Consider the following 14,490-nt stretch of genomic DNA (forward strand, 5'->3'; position numbering starts at 1 on the left):
GTCTCCTGTGGACCTGTTCAATCCGGTCTGAACCAGAACAATGCGGGGGCGTGCTCCCGCATTGTTGTTTGCACGAACGAACAAGCGAAGAGTGTCATGTCTACGAAACGCGATTTTTATGAAGTGCTCGGCGTCGAGCGCGGCGCCAGCGAAGCCGAGGTGAAAAAAGCCTACCGGCGTTTGGCCATGAAGTTCCACCCGGACCGCAACCCCGACGACAAGAACGCCGAGGACAAATTCAAGGAAGCCACCGAAGCCTACGAAGTGCTGTCCGACGCAGACAAGCGTGCGGCCTACGACCAGTACGGCCATGCCGGTGTCGACCCGCAGATGGGCGGTGCCGGCGGTTTTGGCGGTGCCGGCTTCTCGGATGTATTTGGTGATGTGTTCAGTGACTTCTTTGGTGGCGGCGGCAGCCGGCGCGGCGGCCCGCAGCGCGGCAGCGACCTGCGCTATACCATGGAGCTGTCGCTGGAAGATGCAGTGCGCGGCAAAACCGTGGAAATCCGCGTGCCGACCCTGTCCGAATGCAAGACCTGTGACGGCAGTGGTGCCAAGAAGGGTACCAAGCCGGTCACCTGTACCACCTGTAACGGCATGGGCCAGGTGCGCATGCAGCAGGGCTTCTTTGCCGTGCAGCAGACCTGCCCGCGCTGTCATGGCAGCGGCCAGATGATCACCGACCCCTGCGGCACCTGTCATGGGCAGGGCCGGGTGGAAGACAGCAAGACCCTGTCGGTCAAGGTTCCGGCTGGTGTCGATACCGGTGACCGCATCCGCCTGACCGGCGAAGGCGAGGCCGGTGCGCACGGCGGTCCGGCGGGCGACCTCTATGTGGTGGTCAGCGTCAAACCGCACGACATCTTCGAACGCGACGGGCGCAACCTGCACTGCGAGGTGCCGATCAGCATTGTTGATGCCACCCTGGGCGGCGAGCTGGAAGTGCCGACGCTGGATGGTCGCGTCAAGCTGAAAATTCCCGAAGGCACCCAGACCGGCAAGCTGTTCCGCTTGCGTGGCAAGGGCGTCACCCCGGTACGTGGTGGCGGCATCGGCGACCTGATGTGCCGCGTGGTGGTGGAAACCCCGGTCAAGCTCAACAAGCGCCAGCGCGAGCTGCTGGAAGAGCTGCGCGAATCCTTGCAGGACGAATCCCATTCGCCCCGTGCCACCGGCTGGTTTGACGGCATGAAGCGGTTTTTTGGCGATAACAAATAACCCTTTTATAACGCCCATGTCCGGATAAATCCGGATCACCAGCGGGCCTATGCACCTGTAGGTGCGAATTTATTCGCACGCAAGGGATGCTCGATTAAAGTCGGTTACCCGATCCGGCAATAACCGTTAAGATAGCAGCGATACACCAAACGAGCCGCAGCAACCCTGCGGCTTTTGTTAGGGCGGCACCGGCCAGATGCACGGCCCGGTTTCGCCCCGGACATCAGCTCCACAAGAGCGACAAGAGAGTACAGACATGTTGAGAATCGCAGTGACCGGTGCGGCCGGACGCATGGGAAGAACCCTGATTGACACCGTCAAGGCCACCCAGGGGATTTTGTTGACAGCAGCCATCGCCCGTCCGGACAGCAGCCTGATCGGAGTCGATATCGGCGAGCTGGCCTGCATTGGCAAAACCGGTATCGAGGTGGTCAGCGACCTGGAGCAGGTGCTGGACAGCTTTGACGTGCTGGTGGATTTCACCCACCCGACCGTGACCCTGAAAAACCTGGAAGTCTGCCGCAAGGCCGGCAAGGGCATGATCATCGGTACCACCGGTTTTACCGCGGCCGAACGCAAGCTGATCGAAGAGGCAGCAACCGAGATCCCCATCGTGTTTGCCGCCAACTACAGCGTCGGCGTCAACCTGTGCCTGAAACTGGTCGACATGGCTGCCCGCGTGCTGGGTAACGAAGTCGACATCGAGATCATCGAAACCCACCACCGTGACAAGGTTGACGCGCCGTCCGGCACTGCTTTGGCCATGGGCGAGATCATCGCCAATGCGCTGGGCCGTGATCTGGAAAAAGTTGCCGTTTATGGCCGCGAAGGCCAGACCGGAGCCCGTCCGCGTGAAGTGATCGGCATCTCGGCAGTGCGCGCCGGTGACGTGGTCGGTGACCACACTGTGATGTTCGCTGCCGATGGCGGTCGTACCGAGATCACCCACCGTGCATCCAGCCGCAAGACCTTCGCCCGTGGTGCAGTACGCGCCGCTGCCTGGCTGGAAGGCAAGCCGGCCGGTCTTTACAGCATGAACGAGGTGCTGGGTCTCGACTGACAGCCGGTCGGGAAATTCGGGAGCGGGCTTGTCCTGAACCGGTGCGCAAGGCCGGTGAATACGGGCTGTTTCCGCTCCTGAACTGCTACACATCTTTTCCTGTACGACGACCGCTCCGATCTTCCGGGCGGGGCAATCAGAGCCGACAGCGCGGAAGCGTAAACACCGAGGTATTTGTCCTTCCGGTTTTGCCGAAACTGCCGTACAATGCCCCTTTAGTGTATCCACTAGAAGCGCACCCCACATGAATGATCAAAAAAAGCGGAATGATGTTTACCCACGTCATTCCGCTTTTTTGCGAACCGGTGCGCGTAAAAGACTCAAAACGGGAGGTCCATTTGTCCAAGCCAGCCATTCTCGCCCTTGCTGACGGCAGCATTTTTCACGGCACTGCCATCGGTGCAGAGGGTCACGCGCTGGGCGAGGTTGTGTTCAGCACAGCCATGTCCGGTTACCAGGAACTGCTGACCGATCCGGCATCCGCCGGGCAGCTGCTGGCATTCACCTACCCGCACATCGGCAACAGCGGCATCAACTCGCTGGATGGCGAATCGGCCCGTGTGCAGGCCGCCGGCCTGATCATCCGCGACCTGCCGCTGATCGCCAGCAACTGGCGCAGCAACCAGAGCCTGCAAGACTTCCTGCTGGCCAACAACACCGTCGCCATTGCCGACATCGACACCCGCCGCCTGACCCGCATCCTGGGCGACAACGGCACCCAGAACGGCTGCATCCTGACCGGTGCCGACGCCACCGAGGCACGGGCGCTGGAGCTGGTACGCGGCTTTGCCGGCGCTGACACCAACGCACTGGTCGCGGCGGTTACCACTGCCAACAGCCATGACTGGAGCGAAGGCCCCTGGAGCCTGGAAAGCGACAGCCACACGCAACCATCGGCCGACCAGCTGCCCTGGAAAGTCACCGTCTATGACTTCGGCGTGCCGCGCTCGCTGCTGCGCGACCTGGTGGCCAAGGGTTGCCAGCTGACCGTAGTACCGGCCGGTACACCGGCCAGCGACGTGCTGGCACAAAAGCCCGATGGCGTGGTGCTGTCTTCCGGCCCCGGCGAAGCCAGTGCCTGCAGCGCGGCGATTGCCACCGTGCAACAACTGCAGGACGCCGGCGTGCCCCTGTTCGGCGTTGGTCTGGGTCATCAGCTGCTGGCGCTGGCCAATGGCGCACAGCTCAAGCGCCTGCCGGTTGCCCGCGTCGGCGTCAACTACCCGGTCAAGGATCTGGCCAGCGGCCAGGTCATGATCAGCAGCCAGCATCACAGCTTTGCCATCGATGCCGCCAGCCTGCCGGCCAGCCTCAAGCTGACCCATGCCGCGCTGCCTGACAACTGCGTGCAGGGCATTGAAGTGGCCGGCAAACCGGCCATCGGCTTCCAGGGCGTACCGCACCTGAGCGCCGAGCCCAACACCAGCAGCGCCTTCTACGACCGTTTCGTGGCACTGATGCAACAGGCGAAGCAGGGCTGAGCATGCTGGACGGACTGGGCATCACCGACCTCTGGACCTTCGTCATCGGCACGATCTTCATCGTGCTGCTGCCGGGGCCCAATTCCCTGTTCGTGCTGGCCACGGCCGCAGCCCGTGGTGTGGCCAACGGCTACCGCGCGGCACTGGGAATCTTCATCGGTGACGCCATCCTGATGGTCCTGTCGGCCCTCGGCGTGGCCTCGCTGCTGCGCACCGAGCCCATGCTGTTCATGGCGCTAAAGTATGCCGGTGGTGCCTACCTGTGCTGGCTGGGCCTGAGCATGCTGCTCGGTGCCTGGCGCCGGATGCGCCACCCGGAGCCGGCCGACGCACCGCAGCGCCAGCACAAGCTGTCCAGCCGGCCGACGCGCAAGGCACTGCTACTCAGCCTGTCCAACCCCAAAGCCATCCTGTTTTTCGTTTCATTCTTCATCCAGTTTGTCGACCCGGCGTACGCCCATCCGGGTCTGTCCTTCCTGGTGCTTGGTGTCATTGTGCAAATCATCAGTGGCATCTACCTGAGCATCCTGATCTTTACCGGCGCCCGCCTGGCGCACTGGTTCCGCCAGCGGCAACGCCTGGCCACCGGTGCCCTGACCGGAGTGGGCGCATTGTTTGTCAGCTTTGGCGTCAAGCTGGCCACCGCAACCCTGACTTGAAAGTACGAGAATACCCATGCCAAAACGCACAGACATCAAAAGCATCCTGATCATCGGCGCCGGCCCCATTGTCATCGGCCAGGCCTGCGAGTTTGACTACTCCGGCGCACAAGCCTGCAAATCCCTGCGCGAAGAAGGCTTCCGCGTCATTCTGGTCAACTCCAACCCGGCCACCATCATGACCGACCCGGCCATGGCCGACGCCACCTACATCGAGCCGATCCAGTGGCAGACCGTGGCCAGGATCATCGAAAAAGAGCGCCCGGATGCCATCCTGCCCACCATGGGCGGCCAGACCGCGCTCAACTGCGCCCTGGCGCTGGAGCGCGAAGGCGTGCTGGAAAAGTTCGGCGTGGAAATGATCGGTGCCAACGCCGACACCATCGACAAGGCCGAAGACCGCTCCCGCTTCGACAAGGCCATGCGCGACATCGGTCTTGAGTGCCCGCGCTCCGGCATTGCCCATAGCATGGACGAAGCCTACGGCGTGCTCGACCAGGTCGGCTTTCCCTGCATCATCCGACCCAGTTTCACCATGGGCGGCACCGGCGGCGGCATTGCCTACAACCGCGAAGAGTTCGAGGACATCTGCTCCCGTGGTCTGGAACTGTCGCCAACCCGCGAGCTGCTGATCGACGAATCCCTGATCGGCTGGAAAGAGTACGAGATGGAGGTGATTCGTGACAAAAACGACAACTGCATCATCGTCTGCTCCATCGAGAACTTCGACCCCATGGGCGTACACACCGGTGATGCCATCACCGTGGCCCCGTCACAGACCCTGACCGACCGTGAATACCAGATCATGCGCGACGCCTCCTTTGCCGTCATGCGCGAGGTCGGCGTGGAAACCGGCGGTGCCAACGTCCAGTTCGGCATCTGCCCCGACACCGGCCGCATGGTCGTCATCGAGATGAACCCGCGCGTATCCCGCTCCTCGGCGCTGGCCTCCAAGGCCACCGGCTTCCCGATCGCCAAGATCTCCGCCAAGCTGGCCGTGGGTTACACCCTGGACGAGCTGGCCAACGACATCATCGACGGCCGTACCCCGGCCTCCTTCGAGCCGACCATCGACTACGTCGTCACCAAGATGCCGCGCTTCGCCTTCGAGAAATTCCCCAAGGCCGACGCCCGCCTCACCACCCAGATGAAGTCTGTCGGTGAAGTCATGGCCATGGGCCGCACCTTCCAGGAGTCCCTGCAGAAAGCCCTGCGCGGCCTGGAAGTCGGTGTCACCGGCCTGGATTCCATCGTCGACATGGACGATCCCGAGCTGCACGCCATCCTGCGCCGCGAGCTGTCGGTGCCCGGTGCCGAGCGCATCTGGTACATCGCCGATGCCTTCCGTGCCGGCATGAGCCGTGACGAAATCCACCAGCTGACCAAAATCGACCACTGGTTCCTGATCCAGATCGAAGACCTCTACAACGAAGCCGAGCAGCTGCGCAAGATGGGCTTTGCCCAGCTCGACCGCGCCACCCTGCTGCGCCTCAAGCGCAAGGGCTTCAGCGATGCGCGTCTGGCCAAGCTGCTGGCCATTTCCGAGAAGGAAGTGCGCAACCGCCGCCACCAGCTGGAAGTCTTCCCCGTGTACAAGCGGGTCGACACCTGTGCCGGCGAGTACGCCACCGACGTCGCCTACATGTACTCCAGCTACGAGGAAGAGTGCGAGGCCAACCCGAGCGAGCGTGACAAGATCATGATCCTCGGCGGCGGCCCCAACCGCATCGGCCAGGGCATCGAGTTCGACTACTGCTGCGTGCATGCCGCGCTGGCCATGCGTGAAGACGGCTACGAGACCATCATGGTCAACTGCAACCCGGAAACCGTTTCCACCGACTACGACACCTCCGACCGTCTGTACTTCGAGCCGGTCACCCTGGAAGACGTGCTGGAAATCGTCCGCGTCGAGCAGCCCAAGGGCGTCATCGTGCAGTACGGCGGCCAGACCCCGCTGAAAATCTGCCGCGCGCTGGAAGAGGCCGGCGTGCCCATCATCGGCACCAGCCCGGATGCCATCGACCGCGCCGAAGACCGCGAACGCTTCCAGCAGATGGTCGAGCGCCTCAACCTGCTGCAACCCAACAACGCCACCGCACGCAGCGAAGAAGAGGCCATCCGCCACTCCAAGAACATCGGCTACCCGCTGGTGGTACGCCCGTCCTACGTACTGGGCGGTCGCGCCATGGAAATCGTCTACGACGAGGAAGAACTCAAGCGTTACATGCGCGAAGCGGTGCAGGTGTCCAACGACAGCCCGGTACTGCTCGACCACTTCCTCAATAGCGCCATCGAGGTCGACATTGACGCCATTTGTGACGGCGAACAGGTCGTCATCGGCGGCATCATGCAGCACATCGAACAGGCCGGCGTACACTCCGGTGACTCCGCCTGCTCGCTGCCGGCCTACTCGCTGTCACAGAAGGCCCAGGACACCATCCGCGACCAGGTCAGCCGCATGGCGCTGGAGCTGGGCGTGCGCGGCCTGATGAACGTACAGATGGCGGTGCAGGGCGATGACATCTTCGTCATCGAGGTCAACCCGCGTGCCTCGCGCACCGTGCCGTTCGTGTCCAAGTGCATCGGCGACTCGCTGGCCAAGATTGCCGCCCGCGTCATGGCCGGCAAAACCCTCAAGGAACTGGGCTTCACCAAGGAGATCATCCCGCCGTTCTTCAGCGTCAAGGAAGCGGTGTTCCCCTTTGCCAAATTCCCCGGGGTTGATACCATTCTCGGTCCGGAGATGAAATCCACCGGTGAGGTCATGGGCGTTGGCGACAGCTTTGCCGAAGCCTTTGCCAAGGCCCAGGCCGGCGCCGGCGAAAAACTGCCGCAGGCCGGCTGTGCCTTCCTCAGCGTGCGCGAAGGCGACAAGGGCGAAGTGGCCCAGCTGGCCAAAGACCTGCTGGAGCTGGGCTTCAACCTGGTCGCCACCAGTGGCACCGCCAAGGTGATCGAAGCCGCCGGCCTGCAGGTACGCCGCGTCAACAAGGTTACCGAAGGTCGCCCGCACATTGTCGACATGATCAAGAACCAGGAGATCTCCCTGATTGTAAACACCACCGAAGGCCGGCAATCAATCGCCGACTCCTTCTCCATTCGCCGTAACGCCTTGCAGAACAAGGTCTACATCACCACCACCCTGGCAGCCGGCCAGGCGGTATGTGAAGCCCTGAAGTTTGGCCCGGAAAAAACCGTGCGCCGACTGCAAGACTTGCATGCAGGACTGTAACATTGAGCAAATTCCCGATGACCGTCCAGGGCGCGAAAGCCCTGGAAGACGAACTGAAACACCTGAAAACCGTGATGCGCCCGCAGATTACCGATGCCATCGCCACCGCACGCGAGCTGGGTGACCTCAAGGAAAACGCCGAATACCATGCCGCCCGCGAACAGCAGGGCATGGTCGAGGCGCGCATCAACGATATCGAGGGCCGCCTGTCGGCGGCCCAGATCATCGACATCACCACCTTGCCGCATTCAGGCAAGGTGATCTTTGGCGTCACCGTCGAGCTGTGCAACCTGGACAATGACGAAACCGTCAGTTACCAGATCGTCGGCGAAGACGAAGCCGACTTCAAGCAGGGCAAGGTTTCCGTGACTTCCCCCATCGCCCGCGCCCTGATCGGCAAGGAAGAGGGCGAAGTGGTTCCCGTACACACGCCCAACGGCGTGGTGGAATACGAAATCCTCGAAGTGCAACACCTGTAACACCCCTCCGCTCCGTCCAGTCCATGGCCGGAGCACTCCCTGCGCCCGCATCTGCGGGCGGGCAGGGGCTGCCAAGGAACCCCTGACCATGTCCCGTACCCCGGCCACTCCCGAATTTTTGCCCCTTCCCGCCATGCTCTGGCAGCTGCTGCAAACCCTGTGGCTGGGTGCGCACATGGCCTCGCTGCTGCTGTTCATGCCCATGCTGGTCAAAATCGGCTTTGCCCCCATGCTGCTGCAGGAAGTCAACGGCCAGCTGCGCCCGGCGCTGCTGGTACTGACCCTGATGGCCAGCACCGTGCAAATGCTGATACTGGCACGCACCAGCGGCCCGGGCGCACTGGTCAGCCAGCTGCGCGGCCAGCTGCTGCTCGGCATCTGGCTGCTGGCCCTGCTGGTCTTGCTCGCCTATGGCCAGGAAGCGATCAGCGCCACCCTGATCCGCGGCCTGTACGGTGCCATGCTTGGTTGCGGCCTTGTCCTGCTGACCCAGCCGCTGCCGCGTAAGTCATAATTCTCCCTTTCCTGTGCGAGAAAAGCGACAGCGGTGTACAGATTCCGCAGGGTCGCTGCAAGTACATCCCTGTAAGCTTGGTGCCGCCATCCCTAGCGGCACAGCCCTGCTACATCTGTACACCGCTGTTGCTGCAAACCGCCATCACAAAACTCAACGCTAAAGTTTTCTTCCGACCCAACGATACATACACCAAGTCCAGCGCTGGCCCGTCACGCAAATCAAAACGGAACGCCGGCAGGATCAAAAAAGATTAAAGCTTTTTGTAGCAGTACCGATACAGGAAGCAAGAAATGAAAACGGTGCTGGCAACCACCAGCCCGCGATCGACATAAGCAAAACCGTCCCGGAGGACAACATCATGGCACTTTCCGTTAATACCAACGTTTCCGCCCTGAACACTCAGCGCAACCTGAACGCTTCTTCCAACAACCTGGCTACCTCGCTGCAGCGCCTGTCCACCGGCTCGCGCATCAACAGTGCCAAAGACGACGCCGCCGGCCTGCAAATCGCCAACCGTCTGAGCAGCCAGATCAACGGCCTGAATGTCGCCGTGAAGAACTCCAACGACGGTATCTCCATGGCGCAAACCGCCGAAGGTGCGCTGGAACAATCCACCAGTATCCTGCAGCGTATGCGTGACTTGTCGCTGCAAGCTGCCAATGGCTCTAATAGTGCTGAAGAACGTAAAGCGTTGGGTTCTGAAGTTAACGAGCTGAAAAAAGAACTGGACCGTATTTCCAACACCACCACCTTTGGTGGCCGTAAATTGCTGGATGGTAGTTACGGCACGACTACGTTCCAGGTGGGTTCTGCCGCTAACGAAACCATTTCGGTAAAGATTGATGAAATGAGCTCAAAGTCGCTGAAGTCAACTATGTATAACGCGGCGGCTGCTAACGTAGGCACAGTAGGAACGGCAGGCTCTGGCACTATTGCCATCTCCGTGGCGGTGAAAGGTGCTGGTGAAACCAAGACTTACAGTGTAGCTCTGAAGGATGCAAGTGATCAAAAAGAGATCAACCAAGCGGTTGCCACCATGGTTAACGATGCCAACGTAGGAGTGGGGGCTTTTGTCAATGAAGCTGGCCAGGTGGGCTTTGTGAGTGCTAACGAAAATGGTACAACCAGTGATGGCCAGATTGAGTTGAAAATTGGTGCTGCTCAAACATGGGATGGTAAGGATTCAAGCTTGGCGGCAGCGAAAAAGACTGCTGAAACAAATGCTGGTACCCAAACGGCTACAACCTTTACCAAAGACTCAACTAACACTGTCCAAGATATTGATTTGTCTACAGTAGAGGGTGCACAAAAAGCAATCCTTACTATTGACCAAGCGATTCAGTCTATTGATGCCCAGCGCGCTGATCTCGGTGCGGTACAAAATCGCTTCGAGAATACCATCGGTAACCTGCAAAATATTGCCGAGAACGTCTCCGCTGCCCGTGGCCGTGTCACCGACACAGACTACGCTGCCGAGACTGCCAACCTCAGCAAGCAGCAGATCATGCAGCAAGCCGGTACTGCCATCCTGGCACAGGCCAACCAGCTGCCACAGGCCGTCCTCAGCCTGCTGCGCTAACCGCCACACCGCCCGCCCCGCAAGGGGCGCGGCACCAAACCCAAAAACCACGCTCCCAAAAGGGCGTGGTTTTTTTGTGCAGTAGTTAATGGTTCGAGCTTAATTAGCTAACTGTTTTTCGGGTACGATAGATCAATTATTCGAATTTAGCTAAACCGTCTCGGCAGTCAAAGCTAAGTTCACATCCTGACTACGAAGAATCCGCACAATCAAAACGCCGTAAACGAAGATGTCTTCGAAGTCTGCATTAGCTCTCTTGCCAAGGCTATAGCTTTTCGTCATGTTTCAGCCGCTCCATGGCTGCGTCAATAATGTCCTGTGGGTGTCGTGTGCTGATGCCGCTTTGCTCTCCTTCTTCAAGAGCAGCTCGCAGCTGCAACAAGGCCAGGCTGCGCTCTTGATCTCGACGAATCAAATCACGAAAATACTCGCTGTCATTGGTGAAATCGCCACTGCCAATCCGCATTTTTACCCAGTCATGTTGCTGATCAGTCAGGGTGATGGTTTTACGTACGACTGACATATCGCCTCCTTTTTGCACCAATATTCATACGATATGTGCTGTATAGCATGGTTTACATGGTAAGCAAAGACTAATGCGCGTACAGGCCTGCTTTTTCTGGCTTGCGCAGCAGGTTTGTAGTGTCAACAGAAAAAGGGGTCAGGTACATTTAATACGTTAAATGTACCTGACCCCTTTTTCCTTTTTCTGGTGTGGGTAGAATGGGCGGCATTATTCGCATACGTCAGGAAGTTCCAGAATGGATACACAACCCCTCGTCAGCGTGGTCATGCCGGCCTACAAAACCCAGTATATCGATCAGGCGCTGGATAGCCTGATCGCGCAAAGCTATCCAAATCTTGAGCTGATTGTCTGTGACGACAGCACGACCGAAGAGGTGCGTGAGCGGGTAGAGGCCAAAGCTGCGCTGGCGCCTTTTCCGGTACATTATTCGAAAAACGAAAAGCGACTGTGGGGGTTTGGCGGGGTAGAGAAGGGCGTCAAACTGGCCAGGGGCGAGTACATCAAAATCCTGCATGATGACGACGTACTCAAGCCAGATGCCATTCGTAACCTGTTACAGGCCCTGCAGAACAACCCCGGTGCTACTCTGGCAACCTCCAAGCGGGAGCGTATCGACGAGCAGGGTGAGCTGCTGGCTGATGATATCTATACCGTGAACCCCTTTGGTGCTGATGTGCTGGTCAAGGGTGATGAGCTGGTGTCTTTTCTGGCTGACAATACCATCAACTTTATTGGCGAGCCCAGCTGTACCCTGTGTCGCAAGGCGGATTTTGAGAAGTTTACCGAGCGCCCGACTTATTTGAATGGCATAAGTATTGGCTGGGTGGGTGATCTGGCGTTCTATGCCAAGCTGCTGCGTATGGGCGATATGGTGTATCTGGCCGAGCCGCAAACCCGGTTTCGTGTTTCCAGGGAGCAATTCAGCCAGATCGGGCGTGATAAAGTCGGTATTGGTGAAAAAGGCCATGCCAATTTCCGTCAGGCAATCCGTGACCTGGCCTGGTACCGCACTGATGCTGACAACAATCAGGTGCAGGTGGCACGGCTGGATTCGAGCGGCATAGCGATGCGCTTCAAGCCCGTGGATTTGCTCGATGCGCTATTGAAAGCTGAGTACCAGTCACGCTTTACCGAGGTATCGATTGAGGACTGGCTGGCCAAGCGTACCCTGAGTGAGCGTCAGGCCAGTTATTTCAACGGCAAAACCGTCAGCTTGAGCATACAGGTGTTGGTGCTGGACGCGGACGACGACGAGCTGGCGGTCAAGCGCACGTTGAAAAGCCTGGAGAGCTTGGCAAGTTTGCCGCTGGCCTTGCGTCCGCAAGTTGTCAGCGCTACGCCGGTTGTGCCGGCCATCAATCAGGCGCTGCGCGCCAGCAATGCCGACTGGTGTGTGGTGGTTGATGCCGGTATCGAGTTTATTTATTCGGGGCTGGTAATGGCGCTGATGGATTTGCCAGGCGCAGATTGTCGTGCTGTGTGTTTCGACCAGGTGTACCGTCCGGAGCAAGGGCGGCTGGGCGTGGCCTTGCGGCCGTCTTTTAATCTGGATTATCTGCTCAGTTTCCCCGCCGGCATGGCAAAAAATTGGCTGTTTAACCGACAGGTACTGCTGGCCGAAGGCAGCTTTAACGAGCAACTGCCGCAAGCCTTTGAACTGGATGCTATTTTGCGCATGGTCAATAGCGGTGGCATGGCCGGGCTGGCGCATATTGCCGAGCCGCTGGTGATTATACCGTCGCCGCAGCTGGCCAATATCGAGGATGAGCGCAAGGCGATTGAGGCGCACCTGCAAGCGCGGGGGTATGAGCAGGCGCAACTGCATGCGCCGAATCCGGGCCGGTATCAGGTGCGCTATAACCATCCGGCGCAGCCGGTTGTATCCTTGCTATTGCAGGCGGGCAGCAATTTGGCCAACTTGCAGCGCTGCGTTGAGGGCTTGCTGGGCAATACCGAATACCAGAACTTTGAAATTCTGTTTATCGAGCAGCCGCAGTCCGGCGCTGAAGTGAAAGACTGGCTGGCCGCGCTGGAGCAAATGCAGGAAGCCAAGTTGCGCGTGTTGCGCCCGGCGGTCATAGAAACAGCCAAGCAGTTGACCGTGGCAGCAGAGCAGGCAATCGGCGACTACTTGTTGCTGTTATCACCCGATACAGCGATTGTCAGTCCGCACTGGCTGGACGAGCTGCTTAACCACGGCCAGCGCGGCGAGGTGGGCGTAGTGGGTGCCAAGCTGCTCAGCGCCGAGGGTAAGGTTGCTCATGCCGGGTTGGTGCTGGGGCTGGAAGGCCCGGTGGGCGCACCCTTTGTCGGGCAGGCGCTGGACGCTGCCGGTTATATGCAGCGCTTGCAGGTGGATCAAAACCTGAGTGCAGTTGGCAGTGATTGCATGCTGGTGCTCAAGCAGTTGTTTGTCGAGTTGAGTGGTTTTGATGCGACGCTGGCGGATGCTTATCAAAGTACCGATTTTTGCTTGCGTGCCGCACAGGCAGGGTTTTTGACGGTATGGACGCCTCATGCACAGCTGATGCTCGACCGTGGCAAACGACCGCGGCCCGATAGTGAGCAACAGGATGACATGTACGACAAGTGGTTACCGCAGCTGGCGCGTGACCCTGCCTACAACCCGAACTTTTCCTTGGCCATGTCTGGTGGCTATCGCCTAGCCGATAGCCAGATTTCCTGGCGACCGCTGGATGCTGTACGCCCACAACCGGTAGCACTGGTGCATCCAGCTGACCTGTTTGGCTGTGGCCATTACCGCATGATGCAGCCGTTTTTGGCAATGAAAGAGGCTGGCTTGCTGGACGGAGCGATCTCTACCGGCTTGATGCAGGTGGTGGATCTGGAGCGTTACAGCCCCGATGCTGTTGTGTTGCAGCGCCAGATTGGTGAAGAGCGCTTGCAGGCCATGCAGCGTATGCAGCGCTTTTCACGTGCGTTCAAAGTTTATGAGCTGGATGACTACCTGCCCAACTTGCCGCTAAAAAGCGCATCCCGTGAACATATGCCCAAGGATATTTTGCGTTCGTTACGTCGCGGACTAGGTTTTGTTGACCGCTTTGTGGTCTCTACCCACGCGCTGGCCGAGGCGTTTTCCGGCTTGCACGGTGAAATTGTTGTATGCGAAAACCGTTTGCCGTCCAAATGGTGGAATGGCCTGCAAACCCAACGCAGGCAGGGTGATAAGCCGCGCGTCGGCTGGGCTGGCGGGTCAAGCCATACGGGTGACCTGGAGCTTATAACAGACGTGGTTCGTGATCTGGCCGATGAAGTGGAATGGGTGTTTTTTGGCATGTGTCCCGAAGCGCTCAAGCCTTATGTGCATGAGTATCACGAAGGTGTGCCTATTGAAGATTACCCTGCCAGGCTGGCGGCGTTGAATCTCGACCTGGGGCTGGCACCACTGGAGTACAACCTGTTCAACGAGTGCAAAAGTAACCTGCGCCAACTTGAATATGGTGCCTGCGGTATTCCGATTATCTGTACCGATATCCGTCCCTATCAGGAAGGCCAGCAAGCCGGCCTGCCGGTAACGCTGGTGAAAAATCGCTATAAAGACTGGGTGGATGCCATCCGTATGCATATCAGTGATCTGGATGCCACTGCCCGCATGGGCGACGAGCTGCAAGCCAAGGTTCTGAGCGACTGGATGCTGGAGGGTGAGCACCTCAAGCGCTGGCGCGATGCATGGGTAGGTAGGTAATTTATGCTAACATTTAGCCTCATCAGGAGGTGG

General features: G+C 59.2%; 10 protein-coding genes. 9 read left to right on the top strand and 1 reads right to left on the bottom strand.

What is annotated here, in order from left to right; all coding sequences use genetic code 11:
- Window positions 1-96: 96 nt before the first annotated feature.
- The 8 genes from dnaJ to AR306_RS04755 all read left to right on the top strand — a co-directional run bounded on the left by dnaJ (window position 97) and on the right by AR306_RS04755 (window position 10,225).
- Window positions 97-1,218, top strand: a complete 1,122-nt coding sequence (gene dnaJ, locus AR306_RS04720) for a molecular chaperone DnaJ (RefSeq protein ID WP_101496395.1) — start codon at window positions 97-99, stop codon at window positions 1,216-1,218.
- A 256-nt stretch (window positions 1,219-1,474) separates the two neighbouring features.
- Window positions 1,475-2,278: a 4-hydroxy-tetrahydrodipicolinate reductase gene (dapB, locus tag AR306_RS04725; protein WP_101496396.1), complete on the top strand. Its 804-nt coding sequence runs from the start codon at window positions 1,475-1,477 to the stop codon at window positions 2,276-2,278.
- A gap of 338 nt (window positions 2,279-2,616) precedes the next feature.
- Window positions 2,617-3,759 carry a glutamine-hydrolyzing carbamoyl-phosphate synthase small subunit gene (carA, locus tag AR306_RS04730; protein ID WP_101496508.1) on the top strand — a complete coding sequence of 381 codons (1,143 nt, stop codon included), beginning with the start codon at window positions 2,617-2,619 and terminating at the stop codon, window positions 3,757-3,759.
- 5 nt (window positions 3,760-3,764) lie between these two features.
- Window positions 3,765-4,418, top strand: coding sequence for a leucine efflux protein LeuE (gene leuE / locus AR306_RS04735; protein WP_240622486.1), 654 nt, complete (start codon window positions 3,765-3,767; stop codon window positions 4,416-4,418).
- Between the two features lie 16 nt (window positions 4,419-4,434).
- Window positions 4,435-7,650, top strand: coding sequence for a carbamoyl-phosphate synthase large subunit (gene carB / locus AR306_RS04740; protein ID WP_101496398.1), 3,216 nt, complete (start codon window positions 4,435-4,437; stop codon window positions 7,648-7,650).
- A gap of 2 nt (window positions 7,651-7,652) precedes the next feature.
- Entirely contained in the window at window positions 7,653-8,129 is a 477-nt protein-coding gene (greA, locus tag AR306_RS04745) for a transcription elongation factor GreA (protein WP_101496399.1), read from the top strand.
- 88 nt (window positions 8,130-8,217) lie between these two features.
- Complete coding sequence (locus AR306_RS04750; protein WP_101496400.1) at window positions 8,218-8,643, top strand: DUF4149 domain-containing protein; 426 nt, start codon at window positions 8,218-8,220, stop codon at window positions 8,641-8,643.
- A 361-nt stretch (window positions 8,644-9,004) separates the two neighbouring features.
- The gene (locus AR306_RS04755; protein ID WP_101496401.1) at window positions 9,005-10,225 is read left to right on the top strand and encodes a flagellin; all 1,221 of its coding nucleotides are present in this window, start codon (window positions 9,005-9,007) and stop codon (window positions 10,223-10,225) included.
- A 265-nt stretch (window positions 10,226-10,490) separates the two neighbouring features.
- Here the strand turns inward: AR306_RS04755 and AR306_RS04760 are convergent, their stop codons facing one another.
- Complete coding sequence (locus tag AR306_RS04760; protein ID WP_101496402.1) at window positions 10,491-10,748, bottom strand: type II toxin-antitoxin system ParD family antitoxin; 258 nt, start codon at window positions 10,746-10,748, stop codon at window positions 10,491-10,493.
- A 238-nt stretch (window positions 10,749-10,986) separates the two neighbouring features.
- Here AR306_RS04760 and AR306_RS04765 point away from each other — a divergent pair, with 238 nt between their 5' ends.
- Entirely contained in the window at window positions 10,987-14,457 is a 3,471-nt protein-coding gene (locus AR306_RS04765) for a glycosyltransferase (RefSeq protein WP_101496403.1), read from the top strand.
- Window positions 14,458-14,490: the final 33 nt, after the last annotated feature.

It is taken from the genome of Thiopseudomonas denitrificans, from assembly GCF_002866065.1.
Taxonomy (GTDB): domain Bacteria; phylum Pseudomonadota; class Gammaproteobacteria; order Pseudomonadales; family Pseudomonadaceae; genus Thiopseudomonas; species Thiopseudomonas denitrificans.